Raw genomic sequence first — 24388 nt, 5'->3', positions numbered from 1 at the left:
ACAGGGGCGCCGACGTGAGGGACGGGCCCCGACCCGCCTCCCCGCGTCCGGGCCCCGTCTCGCCGGGCGGGTCAGTCCATCAGCCCGGCGGCGAGCGCGGCCCCCAGCTCCCAGCAGGCCTCCAGATCGGCCTTGCCGGGTTCACCGGCCACGCTCACCGCCGGTGCCGCGCGCTGCCAGGCGAGGCCCGTCGTCACCGACTCGATGGCGCGCACCGCACCGGTGGTGTCGCTGCCGCCGTGCACGTAGTAGCCGAAGGGCCGGCCCCGGGTCTCGTCCAGGCAGGGGTAGTAGACCTGGTCGAAGAAGTGCTTCAGGGCCCCGGACATGTAGCCGAGGTTCGCCGGGGTCCCCAGCAGGTACCCATCGGCCTCCAGTACGTCGACGGCGGTCGCCGCCAGCGCCGCGCGCCGGACCACCCGTACCCCCTCGATCTCCTGCGCGGTCGCCCCGGACACGACGGCTTCCAGCATCGCCTGGCAGTTCGGCGACGGCGTGTGATGCACGATCAGCAAAGTGGCCACAAAACCGAAGCCTGCCGTCCGGCACCCTCCGACCGCAAGAAACGCCACCCGGTGCCCGCCCCGCCGGCGGCGCGGCCCAGTGGGCGGGGGCCGCACAGGCAGGCGGCCGGGGGTACAGTCGGCTCGCCGCTCAGCCCGTGCCGGACCGGGCACCGCGGCCCGACGTTTCCTCGTCGTGATCCGGCCGGGAAACACCATGACCAGTACGCAGGAACCGCCCGAACTCACCCCGGCGGCCCCGAAGGCGCCGGGTACGCTCGCCGCCGCCGGCGATGACCGCGCCATACGGATACGGCGGCGTCTGGAGCGGCTGATCGGGATCGCGGCGACCGAGGGCAACGCGCTGACCGTCCTGCGCAACGGGGACGAGATCTTCGCCGCGATGCTGGCCGGGATCCGCCGTGCCGAGCACACGGTGGACATGATGACGTTCGTGTACTGGAAGGGCGACATCGCCCGCCGCTTCGCCGAGGCCCTCGCGGAGCGGGCCCGTGCCGGGGTACGGGTGCGGCTGCTGCTGGACGGGTTCGGCAGCCGGCTCATCGAGACCGAGCAGCTGCGGACGATGGAACGGGCCGGGGTGCAGGTGGCGTGGTTCCGCAAACCGCTCTACCTCTCGCCGTTCAAGCAGAACCACCGCTGCCACCGCAAGGTCCTCGTCGTCGACGAGGAGAGTGCCTTCACCGGCGGGGTGGGGATCGCCGAGGAGTGGTGCGGCAACGCGCGTAACCCGCAGGAGTGGCGTGACACCCACGTCGAGGTCCGGGGGCCCGCGGTGGACGGCGTCGCCGCGGCCTTCGCGCAGAACTGGGCGGAGTGTCATGACGAACTCTTCGACGACCGGGACCGGTTCATCACACACCCGCCCCAGGGCGACGCGGTCGTCCAGGTGGTGCGCGGTTCGGCGAGCTTCGGCTGGCAGGACATGCAGACCCTGATCCGCGTGATGCTGGAGTCGGCCGAGGAACGGGTCCGACTGGCCACCGCGTACTTCTCACCGGACGCGTACTTCGTCGAGCTGCTGTGCGCCACCGCACGGCGCGGGGTCGAGGTGGAGATCGTCCTGCCCGGGCCGCACACCGACAAGCGGGTCTGCCAGCTGGCCGGACAGCACTACTACGAGGACCTCACCGCGTGCGGGGTGAGGATCTACCAGTACCAGCCGACGATGATGCACGCCAAGGTCGTCACCGTCGACCGCGTCGCCGCCCTGATCGGCTCGACCAACTTCAACCGCCGCTCGCTCGACCACGACGAGGAGGTCATGCTCGCCGTACTGGACCAGGAGTTCACCGCGACCCTGGACGAGCACTTCGAGGCGGACATCGCGGCCAGCACCCCGATCCGGGCGGGCAGATGGAAGAGACGCTCCGCCGTCCAGCGGGCGCGTGAGGCCGCCGTCCGGCCCATCCGCCGGTTCCTGTGACGGGCCCCCGCCGCGTTCCTCCCCGGCGGGTACGTGTCCGAGCGCGGGAAGGCGTCACTCCTCCGGCCAACTCGACAGACGTGGTCACTCGCGAGCGACGAGCACGAGTCCCCGGCGCAGGACCGGTGGCTCGGCGGCCGTGGTCGCCGGCGTGAGGAGCTCGGAGGGGGCCGCGTCCGGGGCGATCAGGTGGGCGACGGCCGAGGACGCGGCGCGCACCAGCGGCTTCGTCCCGCGCCCGCCGCGTCGGAACCTGTAGCGGCTCTCGCTGGAGGGTGGGGGCCCGCGCGGGCCCCCACCCGGTTCACGCCGGCATGTTCATCAGCGCGATCGGCGTGGTGGTCGGCTGCTCCGAGCCACCCGCCGGCTCCACGGTGATGCCGACGCCCGCCGCGCCGTCCACGTCCCCCTCCATCAGCACCGCCTGGCTGCCGCGACCGGCGTCCATCAGGCCCGCCGACCGCATCGTGCCGTGGTCGTCGAACCAGAGCTGGTACACCTTGCCGGCCGGCGGCTCGGCCATGCCCGAGGCCAGGAAGACGGCGCGGTCCTGACGGTCGGAGACGACCAGTGTCCCGCTCGCCCCGTCGGCCAGACGCACGGTGCGCGAGGCGGCGTCGGGCGCGGCCAGCACACCGGCGAGCTCCTCGGCCCGCCGCTGTGCCTGCGTGGCCCGGTCCCCGGCGTCCTGTGCCCGCTCGTACTGCCACACCGCCGTGCCACCGAGCCCCGCCGCCACGGCCACACACGCCGCCAGCGCCCACCGGGCCAGGCCACGTCCCCGGGGCACGACGCGCCGCGCCCGCTCCACCGTCCCGCCGCCCGGCGGCACCTGGCGCACGGTGGTGATGCGGTGCAGCACCCGGTCCTTGAGCACGGGACCGGGCGAGAGAGTGGCGGCCAGACCCAGCCGGGCCGCCGCGGCGGCGAACTCCCGGCTCTCCTGCTCGCAGGAGCCGCAGTCCGCGAGATGGCGTTCGAAGGCGGCCCGCTCGTCGTCGTGCAGCGCGTGCAGGGCGTAGGCGCCCGTCAGGCTGTGCAGGTCCTCGGTGCGCGTCACGCGCTCACCCCCAGGCAGTCACGGAGCCGGATGAGGCCGTCGCGCAGCCGGGTCTTCACCGTGCCGAGCGGCAGCGCGAGCGCCTCGGCGACCTGCCGGTAGGTCAGGCCGCGGTAGTAGGCCAGGGTGACGGACTGGCGCTGGATCTCGGTCAGGGTCCGCAGACAGCGCCGCACCTGCTCCCGCTCCAGCCGTGTCTCCACCTGTTCGGTCACCTCGTCGTACTCGGGCGTGCGGTCGAGCAGGGCGGCCCTGTGGTCGCGGGCCGCGGCGGCTTCCACCGACCGCACCCGGTCCACGGCCCGCCGGTGGGCCAGGGTGAGGATCCAGTTGACCACCGTGCCGCGCTCGGGGCGGTAGCGGGGCGCCGTGCGCCACACCTCCACCAGCACCTCCTGCGCGACCTCCTCCGACTGCGCTTGGTCGCGCAGCACCGCCCGGGCGACTCCGAGCACGGACCCCGCCATCGCGTCGTAGACCGCGGCGAAGGAGTCCTGGTCGCCCAGGGCCACCTCATGGATGAGCTTTTGCAGGTCTGGCTGGGCCGATGGATTTCTGCCGATGTGTACGGCTTCCTTCACGACGGTTTCTCCAAAAGAATGCGACAGGCCGGGATGTCCCCGCGTAATCCGAGGCCGCGCGGCCCGCGGATTGGTCGGGACACCGCCCGAAGGAGCGGGTGGCCTCGCCCGTGGGATCGGGCAGGGCTTTCGCACGCCATGCCGGAGCCCCACCCTCCCACGCCGCCCGGCCTGCCGTATCACCGTCTGTTTGCTCCCCGGCGCCGGGGCAACCCGGACGCGGACACCGGACCCTGCACTGGAGGCGCCGTGGTGCTCATCCGTGGGAGAACCGCTCGTTCCGCCGCCGCCGCCGTGCTGGCCGCGGCCGCCCTGGCCCTGAGCGGATGCGGCGGGGACGACAGCTTCGAAACCGAGGACTGGCACGCGCCGGGCCAGAACGCGAGCGTCGGTCCCGTCCTGATCCGCTACGCCCACGTGGCGGAGCCCAAGGAGGACCCTTGGCAACCCGGTGACGACGTGCCGGCCTACGTCTGGCTGATGAACGAAGGTGACAAGACCGACCGGCTGGTGGGCGCGAGCAGCCCCGACGCGGAATCCGTGAGCATCGTGAACGCGGACGGCAAGACCCTGCCGGACGGGGTGGAACTGCCGCCGAACAAGCTCCGTCAGCTGGAGCCGACCGACGACCACCTGCTCCTGCGGGACGTGCGGGAGGTCGTCCGCGGCGGTGACTTCATGAAGATCACGCTGAAGTTCGAGAAGGCCGGTTCCGTCACGTTCAACATCCAGTCGCAGGTCCCCGTCTACGACTCCAGCCCTTCCCCCAGCGAGTGACCCCGCCGTCCCTCGCACGGGTGTGTGTATGACGCCTGGCCGGTTCGATCGTGGTGGTCCGCGGCCGAGGCGGTGCGCGAGACCCCGAAGGGGCTGCCCACCGAGGATGGTGGGCAGCCCCTTCGGGGTGTGCGCGTGGTGTACGCCGGTGGCTCAGCCGACCGGCGCGGCCGGGCCCTTGTCGGCCGGCGCCGCGGCGGCTTCGCCGGACTCCTCGGCGAGGCGCTCCATGCCGCTGGTGGTCTTCAGCGGCTTCTCCTTGATGAACACGACGGCCACCACCGCCAGCAGCGCGAACGGCGTGGCGACGAGGAACAGATCGGCCGTGGCGACACCGTAGGCGTGCTCGACGATGGTCCGCATCGGTGCGGGCAGCGTGGACATGTCCGGGACGCTGTGTCCGCCCGAGCCCTCACCGCCGGGCACGGTGACGCCCGCGTCGCTGAGCCCCTTGGCCGTCTCACTGGCGACCCGGTTGGCGAGGATCGCGCCGAGGACGCTGACACCGATGGTGCCGCCCATGCTGCGGAAGAAGGACAGCACGGAGGTCGCGGCGCCCAGGTCCGCGGCGGCCACGTCGTTCTGGGCGGCCAGCACCAGGTTCTGCATCAGCATGCCGACGCCGACGCCCATGATCGCCATGTAGAGGCTGAGCAGACCGAAGTGCGTCTTCGCGTCGATCGTGGCGAGCAGCGCGAGACCGATGGCCATCAGGGCCGCACCCGCCACCAGGTACCGCTTCCACTTGCCGGTCCGGCTGATCACCTGTCCGGCGACGGTGGACGACACCAGCAGGCCGAGGATCATCGGCAGGCTCATCAGCCCCGCGATGGTCGGCGACTTGCCCAGGGAGATCTGGAAGTACTGCGAGAGGAAGACGGTCCCGCCGAACATGGCGACACCGACCAGGAGGCTGGCGACGGTGGTCAGCGTGACCGTGCGGTTGCGGAAGATGTCGAGCGGGATGACCGGCTCGGGGGTACGGGCCTCGACGAAGACCGCGGCGACCAGCAGCAGCACGCCGCCGCCCGCGAGGGCACCGGTCTGCCAGGACGCCCAGTCGAACTCGTTGCCGGCCAGCGACACCCAGATGAGCAGCGCGCAGACACCGGCGACGATCAGGAAGGCGCCGAGCCAGTCGATCCGCACCTGGCGCTTGGTCGACGGCAGTCGCAGCGTGCGCTGCAGCAGCGCGATGGCGAGCAGCGCGAACGGCACGCCGATGAAGAAGCACCAGCGCCAGCCCAGCCACGAGGTGTCCACCAGGACACCGCCGATGAGCGGACCGGCCACGGTGCCCACGGCGAAGACGGCACCGAAGATGCCGGCGTACTTGCCCAGCTGGCGGGGCGGGATGACGGAGGCCATCACGACCTGTGCGAGGGCGGTCAGACCACCCGCGCCGATGCCCTGCACGACCCGGCTGAAGATCAGCAGTTCGACGCCCTGGGAGAAGCCGGCCAGCAGCGAGCCGACCACGAACATGGCCAGCGAGAGCTGCAGCAGCAGCTTCTTGTTGAAGAGGTCGGACAGCTTGCCCCACAGGGGCACCGTCGCGGTCATCGCCAGCAGTTCGGAGGTGACGACCCAGGTGTAGGAGGACTGGCTGGCGCCCAGGTCGGCGATGATCGTGGGCAGCGCGTTGGAGACGACGGTGCCGGCCAGGATGGCGACGAACATGCCGGCCATCAGGCCGGACATGGCCTGGAGTATCTGCCGTTGGTTCATGGCGGTGGGAGGCGCGTCGGCGGGCGCCTGGGATGCGGTCACGGCATCTCTTTCGGTGGTGGTCTGATGTGGTCGCGAGAGCCCGGCGCGGAGGCTACGCGGGAGGTGCCGGAAGGCCGGCGACGAGGAGGGTGAACGCCTCGTGGAAGATGTCGAGGAAGGCGGCTTCATCCTGGTGGGCGGACCAGTGGTCCATGCTGGTGCGCACCGCGGCGTGAGCCACCGAGGCCAGCAGTCGCGGGTAGAGGCCGCCGCCGGCGCCGTGGAGGCGTTCGGCGATGGCTTCGGCCAGGTTGGCCTCCGCCGCCATGTGCGCCCCGACGCCGCGCGCCAGAAGGTGGGGTGAGGCGTGCAGCACTTCGGCGTGCAGCCGCCACAGTTCGTGGTCCTGCTCCGCCTCGGCGAATTCCGCCGCGAGGGCCCCGCGCAGGGCTTCCAGCGGCGAGAGATCGGCCGGTGCCTCGAGTACGGCACACCGGATGCGTGCGCCCGCGTCCGCGTCGATGACGACGAACGCGTCGTCGCGGGTGTCGAAGTAGTTGAAGAAGGTTCGCACCGACACCCCGGCCGCGGCGCTGATCGCCTCGACGGTGACCTTCTCCGCCCCGTGTTCCGCGGCGAGACGTACCGCGGCCTCGGCGAGAGCGGCACGCGTGGCCCGCTTCTTCCGCTCCCGCAAGCCGCCCCCCGCGGCGCCCTTCTCCAACATAAGTTGCATGGTATGCAAAGATGCACGCCGTGCAAAATCCGCGCCCGCCGCCGGTTCCGGAACCGGCGGCGGGCGCCGATCCTCGAAGGGTTCGGCGCCCGCCGTCACACGGTGGCCCGGCTCAGGCCGCCAGCCGCGCCAGCGTCTCCTCGAACGGGACGGCGTCCCCGGCGGGCCGGTTGTGCGGGAGCCTCGCCAGTACGGCGGCCATGCCGCAGGTGTTGGTCACCCCGGAGAAGACCAGGCCCGCGCCGACCGCGCCGGACAGCCAGTGCGCGCGGCGCCAGACGCGGCCCGCCAGGAACCCGGCGGCGACGAGCGACCCGGCGGCCAGGCGCACCTGCCGGTCCATGGGCCACGGAGTGCGGGCGCCGGCCTGACGCTCGACCGGATGACCGGCCGCCGCCCAGGCGCCCGTGCCGCCCTCGAGAGTGGCCGCCTCGACGCCGCGCGCCGCGAGTCGCGCGCGGCCCTTGGCGGACCTGGCCCCGGAGGCGCACACCAGCAGCAGCGGCCCGCGCGCGGCGGCCGCCGTCAGGGCGCCGATGGCCTCGTCGAGCCGGTCCAGGGGAACGTTGTGCGCGCCGGGGAGATGCCCGCCGGCGTACTCGCTGGGGGAGCGGACGTCGACGACGGTGAACTCGCCGAGGCGGCCCACGGCCTGGTCGGTGCTCAGGGTGGTGGCCGGAGCGGTGGAGGTGATCACGGAAGGGAACCTTTCTCGTTGGTAAGATACCCACAGGGGTATCCGGGACAATGTGGGCTATGTGGAGGAGCAGGCGTGGAACTCGACATGTCGGCCGACGAGCTGAAGTCGGCGCTCAACCGGCTGCGGCGCGCTCAGGGACAGCTCGCGGGAGTCATCCGGATGATCGAGGAGGGGCGCGACTGCGAGGACGTGGTCACGCAGCTCGCCGCCGTCTCCCGGGCCCTGGACCGGGCCGGTTTCTCGATCATCGCCACGGGGCTGCAGCAGTGCATGACCAGCGAGGACCCCGAGGTGCGGGACTCCGCGCAGATGCGGGCCCGACTCGAGAAGCTGTTCCTCTCGCTGGCCTGACCGGCCGGGCCGCTCACAGCAGCGCCGTGGCGCCCATCGCCACGGCGACGGCGAGCAGTACGGAGCCGAAGACGCGCCGCAGCGTGGCGGCGGAGACCTTCGCCGCCAGTCGCCTGCCGTCCCACGCGCCCAGGACGGCGGTGGCCAGGAACGGCAGGAGCAGCGTGAGGTCCAGGTGTACGGCGGTGTACGCCCGGGCCGCGAGGGCCACCAGCGCGTTGGCCATGACGACCAGCAGGCTCGTGCCCACCGCCGCGCCCATCGGCACGGCCAGCACCGTCACCAGCGCGGGGACCGCCAGGAAGCCGCCGCCGACCCCCAGGAACCCGGTCACCGCACCCAGCCCGGCTCCGGCCCCCGCGGCCCGGACACCCGACACCGTGCCGCCCTCGCGCGGCGCCCGGCGGCGCAGCATGTGCAGGCCCGCCAGCGCGGCCAGCGCCGCGAACACCAGCGTCAGCACCGCCTCGGGGACGCGCGCGGACAGGGCGCCGGCCGCTGCGGCGGGCAGCAGACCGGCCGCCGCGAACAGCAGCCCGGCCCGCCAGCGCACCGCCCCGGCCCGGGCATGGGCCACCAGCGCGGTGACCGAAGTGACGATCACGACGACCAGGCTCGCGGTGGTCGCCGCGGCCGGGGTGAAACCCAGCAGATAGATGAGCGCGGGCACGGTGAGGATGCTGCCGCCCGCCCCCAGCGCGCCCAGGGACAGACCGGCCGCGGCACCGGCGAGCAGGGCGAGGACCAGCGGAGTCATGCTGCGGCGCCGCCCGAGGGGGTGACGAGCGGCAGACCGGCGTCGGCCGCCGCCGTGAAACCGTCGTCGACCGCGACCACCTCGCGTCCGGCGGCGTCCAGCACGGACGCGGCGACGGCCGCGCGCATGCCGCCCGCGCAGTGCACCCACACGGTGCCCGGCGGAACCTCGTCCAGCCGCCGGTGGATCTCGTGGACCGGAAGGTGCACGCTGCCCTCGACCCAGCCTTCCGCGCGCTCGCTGTCCCGGCGTACGTCGAGGACCACCGGGTCCTCACCGCCGTGGCGCGCCGTGGCCAGCTCGGCGAAGGTGGCGCGCCGGAACGAGGCCGGGCGGTGCCCGTCCGTGACCCAGTCGGCGGGGGAGCCGACCGCCGCCGCGGCCGGCCGGTCGATGCCCACCCGGGCCAGCTCCCGCTGGGCGCGGGCGAGGTCCTGTGCACTGTGCGCGAGCAGTGTCACCGGCTTGCCCCACGGGATCATCCACGCCAGATAGGTCGCGAGCTGTCCGTCGACCTCGAAGTTGAACGATCCGGCGACGTGACCGGCGGCGAAGGCCACCCGCCCGCGCAGGTCCACGACCCACTCACCGGCGGCCAGCCGCCGGGCGATCTGGTCCGCGTCGGCCCGCCGGGGCTCGGTCAGGTCCACCGGAGCGGGGCCGTCGGCGTTCACCGGGCCCATGTGCGCGTAGTAGGCGGGCACGTCGTCCAGTCCCGCCAGCAGTTCCCGGACGAAGGTCTCCGCGTCCTGGACGAGCGCCGGATTGGCCGCCTTCTCGGCGCCGATGGTGCTCTGCTCGCCACCGGACGCGGCGGAGGAGCAGAAACTGCCGAAACCGTGCGTGGGCAGTACGGCCACCCGGTCCTCCAGCTGGTCCGCGAGACGGTGCGCGGAGGCGTGCTGCGCGCGGGCGAGCTCCTCGGTCAGCCGCGGCTCCACGAGGTCGGGGCGGCCCACGGTGCCGATCAGCAGCGAGCCGCCGGTGAAGGCGGCCACCGCCCGCCCCGCCTCCTGGAGGACGTACGAGGTGTGGTGCGGGGTGTGGCCGGGCGTGGCCACCGCGCGCAGCTCCAGCTCCTCGTCGAGAGGCTCCACGTCCCCGTCGGCCACCGCCACGCGCGCGTACGCCACCTCCGCCCCGGCCGGCACCAGGTAGCGCGCGCCGGTGAGACGGGCGAGCTCCAGACCGCCGGTGACGTAGTCGTTGTGCACATGGGTCTCGGCGACGGCGGTGATCCGCACCCCGCGCCGCGCGGCCTCGGCGATGACGCGGTCGATGTCCCGCGGCGGGTCCACGACCACGGCCGAGCGGGTGCCGCCCGCCAGATAGCTGCGGTTGCCCAGTCCCTCGGTCTCCAGGACGTCGACAAAGAACACGGCGCACTCTCCTTCCCAATTACCCCCCAGGGTATTTCTTCCCACCGTAACAGATATACCCAGGGGGGTATTCCTGTCAGGGGGGTGGGGCGCTACCGCACGGGACCGTTCCGCCCCACCGGGGAGAGGCCGGGCGAGGGGTTGGGCAACTCCTGCGTGTCGGCCGGAAGTTGGGGTACACGGTGCGGCAGCACGGTCGGCACCGGGGTCGGCGCCGGTGGCGGCCGTGCTGCTCGCCGTCGCTCGCCCCTCGGGCAGCACCCCTCTCCGGCATCGCCTCCGTCTTCGGCATCGCCTCCGTGCGGAGACCGACGTGACCCGAACGGTCCTGTCGGGTACCCGACCGGTCCGCGCAGGGTTGGGATGTGTACGGGTACCCCTGTGCCCGCGCGGCCCGACCGCTGTCCCGACACGGAAAGGACCCCCGATGTCCGTCGACACCCAGCAGGCGCCCCCCGGGCTCACGGACGATGAGCTCGCCGGCCTGGACGCCCACTGGCGCGCCGCGAACTACCTCTCCGTCGGCCAGATCTACCTGATGGCCAACCCCCTGCTGACCGAGCCGCTGCGCCCCGAGCACGTCAAGCCCCGCCTGCTCGGCCACTGGGGCACCTCTCCCGGCCTCAACCTGGTGCACACCCACCTCAACCGGGTCATCAAGGCCCGTGACCTCGACGCCCTGTGCGTCTGGGGCCCCGGCCACGGAGGGCCCGCCGTGCTGGCGAACTCGTGGCTGGAGGGCTCGTACACCGAGACCTATCCGGACATCACCCGGGACGGGGCCGGGATGGCCCGGCTGTTCAAGCAGTTCTCGTTCCCCGGCGGCGTGCCGAGCCATGTCGCGCCCGAGACGCCGGGCTCCATCCACGAGGGCGGCGAGCTCGGCTACGCGCTCTCGCACGCCTACGGAGCCGCCTTCGACCACCCCGGCCTGGTGGTCGCCTGCGTGATCGGCGACGGAGAGGCGGAGACGGGGCCGCTGGCGACGTCCTGGCACTCCAACAAGTTCCTCGACCCCGTGGGCGACGGCGCCGTCCTGCCGGTCCTGCACCTCAACGGCTACAAGATCGCCAACCCGACGGTGCTCGCCCGCCTCCCCGAGGCGGAACTCGACGAACTTCTGCGGGGCTACGGTCACGACCCGATCCACGTCACCGGCGACGAGCCGGCCGCCGTCCACCGCGCGATGGCCCACGCCATGGACACCGCCCTGGACCGCATCGCCACGATCCAGCGGGCCGCCCGCGAGGAGGGTGCCACCGACCGCCCCCGCTGGCCGATGATCGTACTGCGCACCCCCAAGGGCTGGACCGGCCCGGCCGAGGTCGACGGCCTGCCCGTGGAGAACACCTGGCGCGCCCACCAGGTCCCGCTGTCTGCCGTACGGACCGACCCGGAACACCTGAGGCAGCTGGAGCGGTGGCTGCGCTCGTATCGCCCCGGGGAACTGTTCGACGACGCCGGAGCACCGCGTCCCGCCGTCCTGGCCGCCGTCCCCGAGGGTCCGCGCCGCCTGGGGGCCAGCCCCTTCGCCAACGGCGGACTCCTGCTGCGCGAGCTGCCGCTGCCGCCACTGGAAAAGTACGCCGTCCCCGTCGACGAACCCGGCGCGAGCATGCACGAACCCACCCGGGTCCTCGGCGACCTGCTCCGCGATGTCATGGACGCCACCGCCGAACGGCGCGACTTCCGCCTCGTCGGCCCCGACGAGACCGCCTCCAACCGCCTCCAGGCCGTCTACGCCGCCAGCGGCAAGGCCTGGCAGGAACGGACGCTGCCCGTCGACGAGAACCTCGACCGGCACGGCCGCGTGATGGAGATCCTCTCCGAACACACCTGCCAGGGCTGGCTGGAGGGCTACCTCCTCACCGGCCGGCACGGACTGTTCTCCTGCTACGAGGCCTTCGTCCACATCGTCGACTCGATGGTCAACCAGCACGTCAAATGGCTGCGGGTGACCCGCCGACTGCCCTGGCGCGCCCCCATCGCCTCCCTCAACTACCTGCTCACCTCACACGTGTGGCGCCAGGACCACAACGGCTTCTCCCACCAGGACCCCGGCTTCGTCGACCACATCCTCAACAAGAGCCCCGAGGCCGTACGGGTCTACCTGCCGCCGGACGCCAACACCCTGCTCTCCGTCGCCGACCACGCCCTGCGCAGCCGCGACTACGTCAACGTGATCGTCGCCGGCAAGCAGCCCTGCTTCGACTGGCTGTCCATGGAACAGGCGAGGACGCACTGCGCGCGCGGCGCCGGCATCTGGGACTGGGCCGGCACCGAGGACGGCACCCGCGAACCCGACGTGGTGCTCGCCTGCGCGGGCGACGTCCCGACCCAGGAGGTGCTGGCCGCCGCCCAGCTCGTCCGCCGCCACCTGCCCGAACTCGCCGTACGTGTCGTCAACGTCGTCGACATCGCCCGGCTGCTGCCCAGCGGGGAACACCCGCACGGCATGAGCGACTTCGAGTACGACGGCCTGTTCACCGCCGACAGGCCGGTCGTCTTCGCCTACCACGGGTACCCCTGGCTGATCCACCGGCTCGCCTACCGGCGCACCGGCCACGCCCATCTGCACGTGCGCGGCTACAAGGAGATCGGGACCACCACCACACCCTTCGACATGGTGGTGGGCAACGACATGGACCGCTACCGCCTGGTCATGGACGTCATCGACCGGGTGCCCGGCCTCGCCGTGCGCGCGGCGGCCGTACGGCAGCGGATGGAGGACGCCCGGCTGCGCCACCACGACTGGATCCGCGAACACGGAGTGGACCTGCCCGAGGTCGCCGACTGGTCGTGGGAGGGCTCGAAGTGACCGCGACACCCTCGACCTGGGACTACGACCACTACGACCCCGCGGACGAGCGGCTGCGCGAGTCCCTGTGCGCACTCGGCAACGGCTACTTCGCCACCCGCGGCGCGCTGCCCGAGTGCGCCGCGGACGACGTGCACTACCCGGGCACCTACGTGGCCGGCTGCTACAACCGGCTCACCTCCACCGTCGCCGGCCGCGAGGTCGAGAACGAGGACATGGTCAACCTCCCCAACTGGCTGCCGCTGCGCTTCAGAGTCGACGGAGGGGACTGGCTCACGCCGGACACCGCAGAGGTGCTCGACCACCGGCAGACCGTCCACCTGGACTCGGGCGTGCTGGAGCGCCGCACCCACTTCGGGATCGGCCAAGGACGCGTGCTGTCCGTGCGCCAACTGCGCATGGTGCACATGGCCGATCCCCACCTCGCCGCGCTGCGCACGGAGTTGACGGTCGAGTCCGGTGCGGCCGACCTCGACGTGGAGGCGGCCCTGGACGGCGGCGTCACCAACTCCGGGGTGCCGCGCTACCGGGACCTGGAGGGCCGCCACCTGACCCACGTGCACACCGGTGACGCCGACGACGGCACGGTGTGGCTGCGCTGCCGCACCCGCACCTCGGACATCCGGATCGGCATGGCGGCCCGCACGACGGCCGGCGCGCCCGTCATCCCGGCCCGGGAACATCTGCGCGTCACCCAGCGCACGACCCTGCGCGCGGAACCGGGCCGTACCGTCACCGTCGACAAGATCGTGGCCCTGCACACCTCACGCGACCCGGCGATCAGCGACCCCCTGCAGGCCGCCGTCGACCGGGTGGCCGACGCCCCCGGCTTCGACGAACTGCTGGTGTCGCAGCGCACGGCCTGGGGCCAGCTGTGGCGCCGCGCCGAACTCGACGTACCCGGTGAGGCGGGCGACATCCTGCGCCTGCACCTCTTCCACGTGCTGCAGACCCTCTCCCCGCACACCGCCGACCTCGACGTGGGCGTACCGGCGCGCGGACTGCACGGGGAGGCCTACCGCGGACACGTCTTCTGGGACGAACTGTTCGTCCTGCCCTACCTCAACCTGCACTTCCCCGAGGTGTCCCGGGCGCTGCTCCACTACCGGCACCGCCGCCTGGACCGGGCCCGCGCCGCGGCCCGCGCGATCGGCAGGCGCGGCGCGCTGTATCCGTGGCAGAGCGGCAGCGACGGACGCGAGGAGACCCAGCAACTGCACCTCAACCCGCGCTCGGGCCGCTGGCTCCCGGACCACTCGCACCTCCAGCACCATGTGGGGTCGGCGATCGCGTACAACGTGTGGCAGTACTGCGAGGCGAGCGGGGACGCCGAGTTCCTGCACACCAAGGGCGCCGAGACGCTGCTGCAGATCGCGCGCTTCTGGGCGGACTCCGCGACCTGGGACGAGCACCTGGGACGTCACCGCATCCGCGGCGTCGTCGGCCCCGACGAGTACCACGAGGCCTACCCCGGCGCCGAGAAGCCGGGCCTCGACGACAACGCCTACACCAACGTCACCGCCGCCTGGGTCCTGACCCGCACCCTGGAGGTGCTGGCCGACCTGCCCGAACCACGCCGCCGCGAACTCGTCGAGCGCACCGCCCTGGACGACGGCGAACTGGAACAGTGGGAGAGCGTCTCACGCACCCTCCACGTCCCCTTCCACGACGGTGTCGTCAGCCAGTTCGAGGGGTACGGCGACCTCGCCGAACTCGACTGGGCCGGCTACCGCGAGCGGTACGGCGACATCCGGCGCCTGGACCGTGTCCTGGAGGCCGAGGACGACAGTGTCAACAACTACCAGGCCTCCAAGCAGGCCGACGTGCTGATGCTGGGCTACCTCTTCTCCCCGGCCGAACTCCGCTCGCTCTTCGAGCGGCTGGGCTACGACCTGGACGAGCGGACCTGGCAGCGCACCGTCGACCACTACCTGGCCCGCACCAGCCACGGCTCCACCCTCAGCGGGCTCGTCCACGGCTGGATCCTGGCCCGGGCCCGCCGCGCCGAGGCCTGGGCGTTCTGCCAGGAGGCGCTCAAGGGCGATGTCGCCGATCTCCAGGGCGGCACCACCGGCGAGGGCATCCACCTCGGTGCCATGGCGGGCACCCTCGACCTCGTCCAGCGCGGGCTGACCGGACTGGAGACCCGCGCGGGCGCCCTGTGGCTGGACCCGGTGCCGTTGCCGGAACTGTCGTCGTACGGGTTCTCCATCCGCTACCAGGGCCACTGGGGCGTGCGGGTCCGGCTGGAGCACGGCCGGCTGGAGATCGCCGTGCCCTCGTCCGGCCCCCTGCCGATCGACGTCCGGCTGCCGGACCGCACGGTGCGACTCCAGCCGGGCGACGCCTGCCGGCTGGCCCTCACGGACTGACCGCCGGGGCCGTCAGGCCCACAGCGGATAGGTCACCACGCGGGGGGACCCGTCCGGCCTGCCGTCGGTGTAGGTCAGGGTCATCCGGGTGTAGTGCCGCTCTCCCGGGTCCTTCTCCCAGGTCCGCGGCTGGTCCAGCCGGACGGTCACGGGATACGAGTGGAACGTGCCCGCGGCGCAGTAGGGGTCGCAGTCGTTGATGGCGTTGGTGCCCCGGCCCACCGCGGCGTTCGCGTCCCAGCGCAGCCAGTGCAGTGAGACCAGTCGGCTGTTGCCGTCCCCGCAGGCGAGCAGGAACGACCCGGGCCGTACCTCCGGCTGCCAGGCGCAGTCGACCAGCACGGGGTCCTGTGTCCGCTGGACGGGGGGCTGTGTCGGTTGTTCCGCCGACGGTGCGGCCCAGGCCGTGCCCAAAGGTATCGCGAGCGCGGCGGCGGCACAGAGCGTGACCGCTGCCCTCATCGGGTTTCTGCCCATGTCTGCTCCCGGCCGTCTCGGGGTCGCTTGGCTCCGCTTTCCCCGTACCGACCGTACGGCCGTGTCCGGGAACCCACCACTCGTACGGAGCAGCGCACGGAGTCGGGGAGCTTCGACAGGCGCTGTTCCGGTGCGCCGGCACGGGGAGGCCCGCCGGCCGGCGCCCGTACCGGGCCGGTTCGTGCGACAAGACGCCGATTGCATCCACCGAGTGGTCGCCGGGCCGGTCCGCAACCGCCGTCGCCGCCCCGGTGTCTCATGCCGTCGAGAACGGCGACCCATCACATGGAGGACCGCGGTATGCACACCATGACTGCCCCGACCGCCGCCGACCCGACGCGCTCGCGTTCCCGCGACGTCCAGGGCGACTTCCTGCTCCAGCCGCCCAACCCCGCCGAACGCCTCCCCCGCCGTATCGACCCCGTCGACCTGCGCCGCCTGGACCTGCTCGCCCTCCTGACCGCGGCGGGCATCGCGCCCTCCGCAGGCGACCGGGACGCCATCGAACGGCTCAGCGAGCTCCCCGGCAGCGTGCACACGGCACTGCGCCGGTGGCTGGAGCAGGCGTACGGCTTCTGCCGGTGACGTGTGGCGGGGCGGCCGGGTCGATCGGCGCGACCGGTCCGATCGGGTGACCACCGGTTGCTCAGAAGTCGACGGGATCGCGCACCAGAGGGCAGGTCATGCAGTGCCCTCCGCCCCGGCCCCGGCCCAGCTCCGCGCCCACGATGGTCACGACCTCGACGCGGGCCTCGCGCAGCAGGGCGTTGGTGAGCGTGTTGCGGTCGTACGTGAACACCACGCCGGGTTCCACCGCGACGGCGTTGTTGCCGCTGTCCCACTGCTGGCGCTCGGAGGCGTAGACGTCGCCGCCCGTCTCCACCACCCGCAGTGCGTTCAGCCCGAGCGCCTTGGCGACGACGTCGACGAAGGGGGTCGTGCCCTCGTCGACGATGTCGAAGCCGGGTGCCCGGTCGCCGGGGCGCAGTGAGAAGGTGTGCACCCCGTCCATGATCCGTGGGTAGAGGGTGACCACGTCCCGGTCGGCGAAGGTGAAGACCGTGTCCAGGTGCATGGCGGACCGCAGCTTCGGCATCCCGGCGACGACGACGTGCTCGGCGGCGCCGCTGCGGAACAGCGCGGCGGCGACCTGCGTGATGGCCTGCCGCGAGGTCCGCTCGCTCATGCCCATCAGCACGACACCGTTGCCCACCGGCATGATGTCACCGCCCTCGAAGGTGGCCTGGCCCCAGTCGAGTTCGGGGTCGCCCCACCACACCGTCGAGCCCTTGAAGTCGGGGTGGAAGGTGTAGATCGCCTTCATCAGCAGGGTCTCGTCGTGCCGCGCGGGCCAGTACAGCGGGTTGAGGGTGAGCCCGCCGTACAGCCAGCAGGTGGTGTCCCGGGTGTACAGGGTGTTGGGCAGCGGAGGCATCAGGTACTCGCGGGCACCGGTGGATTCGCGGGCGAGCGTGAGGTGCGGGGAGCGGAAGTCCTCGGGCAGGTCGCCGGTGGCGAGCCCGCCGACGAGGTACTCGGCGAGCTCCCTGGGCGACAGGGTCTCCAGGTAGGCGCGGGTCGCGTCGATGAGACCGACACCGACCTGGTTGGCGACGATCTTCCGGTCCAGGAGCCATGACTTCGCCTCCGGGATCGCCATGATCCGCGCCAGCAGGTCGTGCAGCTCGACCACCTCCACCCCGCGCCGGCGCAACTCGCCGACGAACGCCGCGTGGTCGCGCTGGGCGTTCTCCACCCACATCACGTCGTCGAAGAGCAGGTCGTCGGAGTTGGTGGGGGTGAGCCGCCGGTGCGCGAGACCGGGGGAACACACCAGGACCTTGCGCAGTCTGCCGACCTCCGAGTGGACGCCGAGCGCGGGCATCGCGGCGCTTTCGTTGCTGTTCACACGGCCTCCTTGGACGATGCGGGACGAGTCTGGAAACGAGAGAGGGCGCGGCTCACAGGCTGATCCAGCCGGCCGCCAGGGCCACGAGGCCGACCACCGCGCCGACCACCGAGACGGCCAGGACGACGAGTTCTCCGGGCGAGAACAGCCGCCGGCCCTGCTCGCGGCGGGCCATCACGAACAGGACGGTCGCCGGGGCGTAGAGGATGAAGGAGACCAGAACGAACTTCAGACCGGCCGCGTACAGCAGGAACGCGGTGTAGAGCGTCGCGACGACGCCGACGGCCAGCTCGCGCCGGGTAGTCCGGCCGCCCGCCGTCAGCGGGTCGGCACGGGCACCGATCCGGACCGCGAACCCGGCCGCCAGCAGATACGGGATCAGGGAGAGGGCGCTGGTCAGGTTGAGCGCGAAGTTGAAGGCGTCGTCCGAGAAACTGGTGGCGATCAGGACCACCTGGGTGAGCAGCGAGGTCATCAGCAGCGCCGGCACGGGCACGTCGACCGCGTTGGCACGGCGCAGGAAGCGCGGCATGTCGTCGTCCTTGGCCGCGACGAAGAGCACCTCCGCCGCCATCAGCGTCCAGGCCAGATAGGCGCCCAGCACCGACACGATCAGGCCGACGCTGATGAACACCCTGCCCCAGGTGCCGACGGCCTCCTCCAGGGCGCCGGCCATGGAGGGCTGGCGCAGGCCGGCGATCTCCGCCATCGGCATGATGCCGTACGACACGATGGTCACCGACGCGAAGACGGCGAACACGCTGAGGAAGCCGAGCACCGTCGCCCTGCCCACGTCGGACCGGCGCTTGGCGTGCCGCGAGTAGACGCTGGCGCCCTCGACACCGAGGAAGACGAACACGGTGGCCAGCATGGTGCCGCGTACCTGCGAGAACAGGGAGCCGGCGTAGTCCGCGCCGCCGAAGTTGTCGGCGAACACACTCGGCCGGAAGTACACCAGGGCCAGGACGACGAAGATGACGATGGGGACGAGCTTGGCCACCGTGACGGCCTTGTTGATGGCCGTCGCTTCCTTCACACCGCGCCGGATCAACCAGAAGAACGCCCACAGTCCGATCGAGGACAGGACGACCGCCAGGGCGGTGTCGCCGTCGCCGAGCTCCGGCCAGATCGAGCCGATGGTCGACATGATGAGGACCCAGTACGTCACGTTCCCCACGCACGTGCTGGCCCAGTAACCGAAGGCGGCGAAGAAGCCCAGGTACTCACCGAAGCCGGCCTTGGCGTACGCGTACACACCGGCGTCGAGGTCGGGCCTGCGTACGGCGAGGGACTGGAAGACGAAGGCCAGCATCAGCATGCCCGTGCCGGCGATCGCCCAGGCGATCAGCGCCCCCGCGACGCCGGTCTCCTCGGCGAACCGCCCCGGCAGCGAGAACACCCCGGCGCCCACCATCGACCCGACGACCATGGCCGTCAGGGTGAGCAGCGGCAGCTTGGCGGCCGGCGGGGACTCCCCGCCGGTGTCGGAAGTAGCGGCCTGCGGCATGCCGTCCCTCTGGATCGCCGGTCGATTGCGACCACTGTGCATCATGTGGTGACCTGAGGCATCTTGTTCGCTTTGACGCGCCCTGCGCCCTGCGCCCTGCGCCCTGCGTCCTGCGTCCTGCGTCCTGCGTCCTGCGTCCTGCGTCCTTCGCCTTTCGCGGTCTCGGACGGGTGGCCGGTCAGCCGTGCAGAGCGAGGTACGGGGCGAGCGCGAACAGCGTCGCTATCAGGGCGAACTTCAGGTGCCGGGTGGGCAGCGCGTGCGCGATGCGCCAGCCGAGCAGCACCCCGGCCAGCTCCGGCACGCCGACCAGCACGGCCAGCGGCCAGTCGACGGCCCCGTGCGCCACGTACCCCAGCGTCCCCACGCCGGCGATGACGACGGACTGGGCCTGGGCCGAGGCGAGGGACTCCAGTACGGGCACGCCGAGGGCGACCAGCAGGGGCACGGTGAGCATCGGTCCGCCGATGCCGACGACCCCGGCCGCGACGGCCACCGCGAAGCCCAGCACGGCCACGAGGGCCGTCGGGGGATGTGCCTTGGGCGTGTCCCGGCCGTGCCGCTCCCGGAACCACACCAGTCCCGCCACGCCCGCCACGAACACCGCGAGCACCAGACCGAACGCCCGCTCGGACACGAACGAGTTGAGCATGACGCCCAGGGGTGTGCCGACGACGGCACTCGCGGCCAGGACCAGCGCCGTGTGCCGGGTCCCGGGCTCGCGCAGCTGCCCGGACCGGGTGTAGGCGGCGGTGGCGAGCGCACCGGTGGCGACATGGGTGACGATGGCCGTCCCGGCCACTTCCGCGGGCGTCAGACCGGTCAGGGCGAACAGACCGATCGTGGGCAGGACACCGCCCGGCCCGACGGCCGTGATGCCGATGCCGCCGACCAGTCCCAACAGGCCGAGCGCGATCAGCACGGGCAGGCTCGACCCGGCCACCACAAGCCTCCTCTCACATGTCGCGGTACGGACGGGAACGGGTCAGACGGTGGTCCGTGTCCCGGCGCGGTGCAGGGTGGCGCGCAGGGTCATGCGGTCCGCGCGGACGCGGATCGACTCCGCGTCCACCGGCCGCCCGTCCGCCAGCCGGGTCAGCCGTTCCAGGGCGAAGACCGCCGCCCCCGGCTCGATCCGCAGCAGCGCCGCGGTGTCCGGGTCGGCGGTGACCGCGTGCACCGCCACCTCGGCACGTCCGAGAGGGGAGCCCGCGGCCTCCTCGATCAGACCGAACACGTCGCGTCGCACCAGGTCGCCGGCGAGCACGGCACGGCCGACGTCGGCGGTCAGATAGCTGGTGTCCAGCGACAACGGCAGCCCGTCCAGCCATCGCAGCCGCTCCACGTACACACCGCCCGATTCGGCCGGCACGTCCAGACGGGTGGCGATCGCGGCGGGCAGTACGGGCACCTCCTCGGCGGCCCGCACCTCGTTGGTCACGGTGCCGCGACCGGTCAGCTCCTCGGCCAGCCCGGTCAGCCGGTCCAGCCCGTGACCGTACTTCGACAGCACCACCATGGTCCCCACCCCGCGCCGCCGGGTGATCAGCCCTTCCCGGCGCAGCAGCGCCAGGGCGTCCCGAACGGCGTTGCGGGAGGCGCCGAACCGACGGCCGAGGGTCCGCTCGTCCGGCAGGGTGCCGTCCGCGAAGCCGTCGTCGGTGATCTGCTGACGCAGCACATCGGCCAGTTGCCGGGCACGCTCGGCGCGGGGCCGTCCCACGTGGTGGTCCATGCCGCTCACGTTAACCCGGCCCGTGTTTCGCCGAAGTTACGCCACCTTGCTTGACCTGCGGAAACGTCTGACCTGCGACGTCATGGGGAGTGCGGCGAGCTTCGCCACCCGGCCCGCCCGGCGCTCAGTGCCCGTCGCGCAGGTCGATGCCGCGCCGGGCGAGCGTGAGGACACCCATGACGATCAGGGCGACGCCGAGCAACTCCGGCACGACCCACCAGCCGGTGCGCACGTCCTCGCGGTAGAGGACGACGCCGAGCAGGAGGCTCACCGTGGCGTCCCCCAGGGTGAGGGCGGGCTGGGAGGCGATGAGCGGACCGCCCTGCATGGCGTGCTCCAGCAGGAGCACGGCACACACGCCGGCCGCGGCGAAACCGTAGGTCTGCCAGGCGGTCAGGAAGCCGACCACGCCGTCCGTGTCCAGCACCCGCATGGAGTCCTTCATCAGCGCGGCCGTCAGGGCGTAGCACACCGCGGTGGACGCGCCGAGGCACCCGGCGCGGGCCTTGCCGACGGGGCGTTTCAGACCGGCCGCGGCCAGCAGTACGGCCGCTCCGGCGCTTGCCGCCAGCGCGGGCACCCAGCGATCGAGTGGCACGTCGGCCTCGCCCGCGTCCGGAGCGGCCGACGCCAGCGCGACACCGAGTCCGACGACCACCCCGCCCACGGCGAGCCACATGCCGCGGGGCAGGTGACGGCCGGTCATCAGCGAGGCCAGCAACAGAGCCAGCGGAAGCTCCAGCACGAACAACGGCTGTACGAGTGACAGCGGCCCCGTCGCCAGAGCCACCGCCTGCCCCACACCGGCCACGACCACGGCCAGCATGCCGCCGATCCAGACCGGCCGCCGCAACAGATCGAGGATCAACCCCGGGCGAAAGCCCTGGGTCTGCGGCACACTCAGCGCGGCACGCCGCTGGAGCACGGTGGCGAGCGCGTTGCTGAACGCGGCGAGGAGTGCGAAGAGCACCGGCAGTACAACACCCATCCACCGATCCTCACCCCGTTTCCCTCCGACCGCGCGCCGTACCGCGACGAGGGAAGGCGAGGTCACCCACCGGTGGCGCCGGGTGCGGCAGCCGTCAGCTGTCGCTCTGGGCGGACGACGTCCGGGTCCCGGCGTCCTGCTTCGCCTCCGGTGCGTCGGTGGCGGTGTAGTAGACCGAGGTGCCCTGCTTGGTGCGCTGGGCCTGGTTCTTCGCGACGAGGCCCTCGAGTGTGGTGCGGACGACCGTGGTCTTGATGGTGCGTCCGGAGTGGGCCTGACCGAGCGCCGTGGTGACCTCGGCGGCGGAGCGCGGCTCGCTCTGCTCGACGAGGTGGGTCCGGACCAACTCGACCAGCGTGGGCCGGTCGGCGGCCTGCTTCGCGGGCGAGGCGTCGGCCGCGGACGTGGCCTGCGCCGACTCCTTCTTCGCCGTCGGCTTCTTGGTGGCCTTGACGGTCTTGGCGGCCTTGGCGGACGGCTTCGCGGCCGGCTCGGCGGCGGGCTTGGCACCGGCCTTCGCGGCAGCCTTGGCGCCCGGCTTCGCGGCGGCGGTGCGCTTGGACGCGGTGGCGGTCTTCCTGCTCCGCGTCCGCTTCCCGGCGGCCGGCTCCGTGGTGGTGCCCTCACGGGGAGCGGGCACCGTGGCCGCGTCGGTGGCGGCGGACTCCGGCGCGGTCGCGGGCTGGGCCGGCGGCGAGGCGATGCCGAGAGCCTGCTGCATGTTCACCAGCAGGGCGTGGTCGTGCTGCAGCGCGGCCAACTGCTGCTGCGCGGAGGTGATCTCCGCGCTGATGCGCTCCTGCTCCTTGACATTGCGCTCCAGGTCATCGGTCACCTGGGCGCTGTACTGCGACGCCAGTTGGGTGGCGGTCTGCGTCGTGCTCTCGGACATGGTGTTGACTCTCCTCGATTCGCGGCCGTGAAGGCTCGTGAGGAACTACGGGACATCAGGCGCGCGGCATGGGGACCATGCCCGAACGGCGCCCGGCAGCGGGGAATGCGAGACTGCCACCGGCTGTGCTGACACACAGATACTACGGACGGACGGCGCCTGTTGTTCCCCTGTTTGCTGCCGGGCCGGTATACCACGTATGGCCGTCAACGTGGTATGCGCGGCGGGTTCCTCGCGCGCGTGTTCGGAGCGCCCGCATTCCGCGCCCGCACCCGCGCTCACTCGCCGTCGGGCACCTCGACGACCTTTCCGTCCTTGTCGACGGTGTGTGTCTGCCAGTAGGTGTCCCACTTGTCGCCGACATGCTCCGGGACCTTGCCCCGCGGGTAGCGGGTGTATCCCTCGGGCGGCTCCTCGCCGTTCGGTACGCACGCGCTGCCGGTGCCGCCGACGGTCATGACCGGGTACTCGCCTCCGCCGCAGCTCGCCTCCTCCATGGAGCAACCGGCCAGGACCGCGGCGGCCGTCGTACAGGTCAGGGCGAGGCCCAGCGCGGACCGTGTCGCGCGGTTGACTCCCACGGGCGACGGTCGGTGAACTCGGCTGGTGATACGCACGGTTGGCTCCCTCTGTGTCTGCGGTACGGCAAGCCTCCCCCGACGAGTGAAGCGCCTCATGAGTACGGGTACTCATGAGGATGGGCCGTGCTACCTGACACGGGCGGTCGAACGGGCCACCTGGCGTGAGGTCTCCTCGGCCTCCCGCTCCGCCCGGGCCAGCGCGTCCGCCGCGGTACGCCCCCGCTCCTCGGCTTCCCGCCGTGCCCGCTCGGTCCGGTCGAGGTCCTCGTGTGCCTGCCGCAGCCGCTGCTCCGCGCCGGACACCTCCTCGCGGGCCCGGTCGTGCTCCTCTTCGGCCCGCCGCAGTGACGCGTCGGCGTCCGCCTGCTCCGCGCGGCTGTCACGCAGTCGCCGCGCGGCCCTCTCCGCCGCCTGCTCGGCCCGGGAGAGTTCCTCCTGCCGCCTGCGGCGCCGTTCGGCGAGTTCGTCCTCCGCCCCGGTTGTGCCCGAGGGGCGGGGAGATCGCGACCGGGTCGGCCGTTCGCGCGGCGCGGGCTCGGCCGGGGCGGTGCCCGAGGGGAAGTCCGACGGCGGGGTGAGGGAGCTCTCCAGGCGTCCGCCGGCCCACTGTTCGGACGCGTCCGGGTCCGCGAGAACCGCGCGCAGCGTCGACTCGACCTCCCGCTGTGCCCCTTGTGACAGTTGGTGTCCGGCCTCGCGGGCGAGCTGGACGGCCTGCCGGGACAGGGCGGAGACGATGTGCCGGCGCTGCGCGGAGAGTTCCCTGAGCCCGTCGGCGTCCAGCGTGCGGTGTGCCTCGCGCAGTGCCCGCCCCAGTTCGACGAACCGACCGCTCTCCTCCGGCCGGGAGTGCCTCAGCAGGTTCGCCGCCCAGGCCGCGAGCGTTGGCCGGCGGGCGGCGCGGATACGTCGGGCGTCCTCCGGCCGGCCGGCCGTTCTGGCGACCGCGGCGAGTTCTCCCCGGCGGGAGACGAAGTCGGACGGCGACGCCGTGTAGAGCCGGTCGAGGACCGACTCGACCGACTCGATGGACTCGACCGGCTCCAAGTCCCGGTCGTCGGTCTCCCGGCCGTGCCCGCCGCGTCCGCGCTGCATGGTCCTCCGCCTC

General features: G+C 72.4%; 24 protein-coding genes. 6 read left to right on the top strand and 18 right to left on the bottom strand.

Annotated elements, in window-relative coordinates; translation table 11 throughout:
- Positions 1-71: 71 nt before the first annotated feature.
- On the bottom strand, positions 72-524 hold the full coding sequence (locus QC283_RS10375; RefSeq protein WP_279561107.1) for a flavodoxin family protein: 453 nt from the start codon (positions 522-524) through the stop codon (positions 72-74).
- Between the two features lie 196 nt (positions 525-720).
- On the opposite strand from QC283_RS10375, the gene QC283_RS10370 reads away from it, so the two are divergent.
- Positions 721-1950, top strand: coding sequence for a phospholipase D-like domain-containing protein (locus QC283_RS10370; RefSeq protein WP_279561106.1), 1230 nt, complete (start codon positions 721-723; stop codon positions 1948-1950).
- 84 nt (positions 1951-2034) lie between these two features.
- Here the strand turns inward: QC283_RS10370 and QC283_RS10365 are convergent, their stop codons facing one another.
- The 3 genes from QC283_RS10365 to QC283_RS10355 all read right to left on the bottom strand — a co-directional run bounded on the left by QC283_RS10365 (position 2035) and on the right by QC283_RS10355 (position 3591).
- A complete protein-coding gene (locus tag QC283_RS10365) occupies positions 2035-2169 on the bottom strand; it encodes a hypothetical protein (RefSeq protein ID WP_279561105.1) in 135 nt (44 codons plus the stop codon).
- An 85-nt stretch (positions 2170-2254) separates the two neighbouring features.
- Positions 2255-3010 (bottom strand): anti-sigma factor, encoded by a 756-nt coding sequence (locus QC283_RS10360; protein ID WP_279561104.1) that lies wholly within the window; start codon positions 3008-3010, stop codon positions 2255-2257.
- A complete protein-coding gene (locus QC283_RS10355; RefSeq protein ID WP_279561103.1) occupies positions 3007-3591 on the bottom strand; it encodes a sigma-70 family RNA polymerase sigma factor in 585 nt (194 codons plus the stop codon). Before QC283_RS10355 ends, QC283_RS10360 begins: the two co-directional genes overlap by 4 nt.
- 249 nt (positions 3592-3840) lie before the next feature.
- On the opposite strand from QC283_RS10355, the gene QC283_RS10350 reads away from it, so the two are divergent.
- A complete protein-coding gene (locus QC283_RS10350) occupies positions 3841-4368 on the top strand; it encodes a copper chaperone PCu(A)C (RefSeq protein ID WP_279561102.1) in 528 nt (175 codons plus the stop codon).
- Positions 4369-4521: 153 nt separating this feature from the next.
- On the opposite strand, the gene QC283_RS10345 is transcribed toward QC283_RS10350, so the two are convergent.
- The 3 genes from QC283_RS10345 to QC283_RS10335 all read right to left on the bottom strand — a co-directional run bounded on the left by QC283_RS10345 (position 4522) and on the right by QC283_RS10335 (position 7511).
- Positions 4522-6096, bottom strand: a complete 1575-nt coding sequence (locus QC283_RS10345) for an MDR family MFS transporter (RefSeq protein WP_443032583.1) — start codon at positions 6094-6096, stop codon at positions 4522-4524.
- A gap of 94 nt (positions 6097-6190) precedes the next feature.
- A complete protein-coding gene (locus QC283_RS10340; RefSeq protein ID WP_279561100.1) occupies positions 6191-6814 on the bottom strand; it encodes a TetR/AcrR family transcriptional regulator in 624 nt (207 codons plus the stop codon).
- A 112-nt stretch (positions 6815-6926) separates the two neighbouring features.
- Complete coding sequence (locus QC283_RS10335; RefSeq protein WP_279561099.1) at positions 6927-7511, bottom strand: rhodanese-like domain-containing protein; 585 nt, start codon at positions 7509-7511, stop codon at positions 6927-6929.
- Positions 7512-7586: 75 nt separating this feature from the next.
- Here QC283_RS10335 and QC283_RS10330 point away from each other — a divergent pair, with 75 nt between their 5' ends.
- On the top strand, positions 7587-7865 hold the full coding sequence (locus QC283_RS10330; protein ID WP_102930309.1) for a metal-sensitive transcriptional regulator: 279 nt from the start codon (positions 7587-7589) through the stop codon (positions 7863-7865).
- A gap of 13 nt (positions 7866-7878) precedes the next feature.
- Here the strand turns inward: QC283_RS10330 and QC283_RS10325 are convergent, their stop codons facing one another.
- The gene (locus tag QC283_RS10325) at positions 7879-8622 is read right to left on the bottom strand and encodes a sulfite exporter TauE/SafE family protein (RefSeq protein WP_279561098.1); all 744 of its coding nucleotides are present in this window, start codon (positions 8620-8622) and stop codon (positions 7879-7881) included.
- Positions 8619-10001, bottom strand: coding sequence for an MBL fold metallo-hydrolase (locus tag QC283_RS10320; protein ID WP_279561097.1), 1383 nt, complete (start codon positions 9999-10001; stop codon positions 8619-8621). The genes QC283_RS10325 and QC283_RS10320 overlap by 4 nt, the downstream gene beginning before the upstream one ends.
- A 427-nt stretch (positions 10002-10428) precedes the next feature.
- Here QC283_RS10320 and QC283_RS10315 point away from each other — a divergent pair, with 427 nt between their 5' ends.
- Both QC283_RS10315 and QC283_RS10310 read left to right on the top strand, forming a co-directional pair.
- Positions 10429-12819 carry a phosphoketolase family protein gene (locus QC283_RS10315; protein ID WP_279561096.1) on the top strand — a complete coding sequence of 797 codons (2391 nt, stop codon included), beginning with the start codon at positions 10429-10431 and terminating at the stop codon, positions 12817-12819.
- Positions 12816-15191, top strand: a complete 2376-nt coding sequence (locus QC283_RS10310) for a glycoside hydrolase family 65 protein (RefSeq protein WP_279561095.1) — start codon at positions 12816-12818, stop codon at positions 15189-15191. Before QC283_RS10315 ends, QC283_RS10310 begins: the two co-directional genes overlap by 4 nt.
- Positions 15192-15203: 12 nt before the next feature.
- On the opposite strand, the gene QC283_RS10305 is transcribed toward QC283_RS10310, so the two are convergent.
- Positions 15204-15668 carry a hypothetical protein gene (locus QC283_RS10305; RefSeq protein WP_279561094.1) on the bottom strand — a complete coding sequence of 155 codons (465 nt, stop codon included), beginning with the start codon at positions 15666-15668 and terminating at the stop codon, positions 15204-15206.
- Between the two features lie 300 nt (positions 15669-15968).
- On the opposite strand from QC283_RS10305, the gene QC283_RS10300 reads away from it, so the two are divergent.
- Positions 15969-16253, top strand: a complete 285-nt coding sequence (locus tag QC283_RS10300) for a hypothetical protein (protein WP_279561093.1) — start codon at positions 15969-15971, stop codon at positions 16251-16253.
- Positions 16254-16314: 61 nt separating this feature from the next.
- On the opposite strand, the gene QC283_RS10295 is transcribed toward QC283_RS10300, so the two are convergent.
- From QC283_RS10295 to QC283_RS10260, 8 genes are all read right to left on the bottom strand, one after another.
- On the bottom strand, positions 16315-17553 hold the full coding sequence (locus QC283_RS10295; RefSeq protein WP_279561163.1) for an arginine deiminase: 1239 nt from the start codon (positions 17551-17553) through the stop codon (positions 16315-16317).
- Positions 17554-17629: 76 nt separating this feature from the next.
- Entirely contained in the window at positions 17630-19084 is a 1455-nt protein-coding gene (locus tag QC283_RS10290; RefSeq protein ID WP_279561162.1) for a basic amino acid/polyamine antiporter, read from the bottom strand.
- Positions 19085-19262: 178 nt separating this feature from the next.
- Positions 19263-20027: a sulfite exporter TauE/SafE family protein gene (locus QC283_RS10285; protein ID WP_279561092.1), complete on the bottom strand. Its 765-nt coding sequence runs from the start codon at positions 20025-20027 to the stop codon at positions 19263-19265.
- 42 nt (positions 20028-20069) lie between these two features.
- Positions 20070-20819, bottom strand: coding sequence for a GntR family transcriptional regulator (locus tag QC283_RS10280; protein WP_279561091.1), 750 nt, complete (start codon positions 20817-20819; stop codon positions 20070-20072).
- A gap of 124 nt (positions 20820-20943) precedes the next feature.
- Positions 20944-21807, bottom strand: coding sequence for a DMT family transporter (locus QC283_RS10275; protein ID WP_279561090.1), 864 nt, complete (start codon positions 21805-21807; stop codon positions 20944-20946).
- Between the two features lie 94 nt (positions 21808-21901).
- Positions 21902-22699: a hypothetical protein gene (locus tag QC283_RS10270; protein WP_279561089.1), complete on the bottom strand. Its 798-nt coding sequence runs from the start codon at positions 22697-22699 to the stop codon at positions 21902-21904.
- A 278-nt stretch (positions 22700-22977) separates the two neighbouring features.
- A complete protein-coding gene (locus QC283_RS10265) occupies positions 22978-23316 on the bottom strand; it encodes an SCO0607 family lipoprotein (RefSeq protein ID WP_443032578.1) in 339 nt (112 codons plus the stop codon).
- A gap of 90 nt (positions 23317-23406) precedes the next feature.
- On the bottom strand, positions 23407-24375 hold the full coding sequence (locus QC283_RS10260; protein WP_279561088.1) for a hypothetical protein: 969 nt from the start codon (positions 24373-24375) through the stop codon (positions 23407-23409).
- Positions 24376-24388: the final 13 nt, after the last annotated feature.

Origin of the sequence: Streptomyces sp. DH41, assembly GCF_029813785.1 — a bacterium.
Lineage (GTDB): Bacteria > Actinomycetota > Actinomycetes > Streptomycetales > Streptomycetaceae > Streptomyces.
The sequence above is the reverse complement of the archived record's forward strand: the minus strand, read 5'-3'. Positions and strand labels throughout refer to the sequence as shown.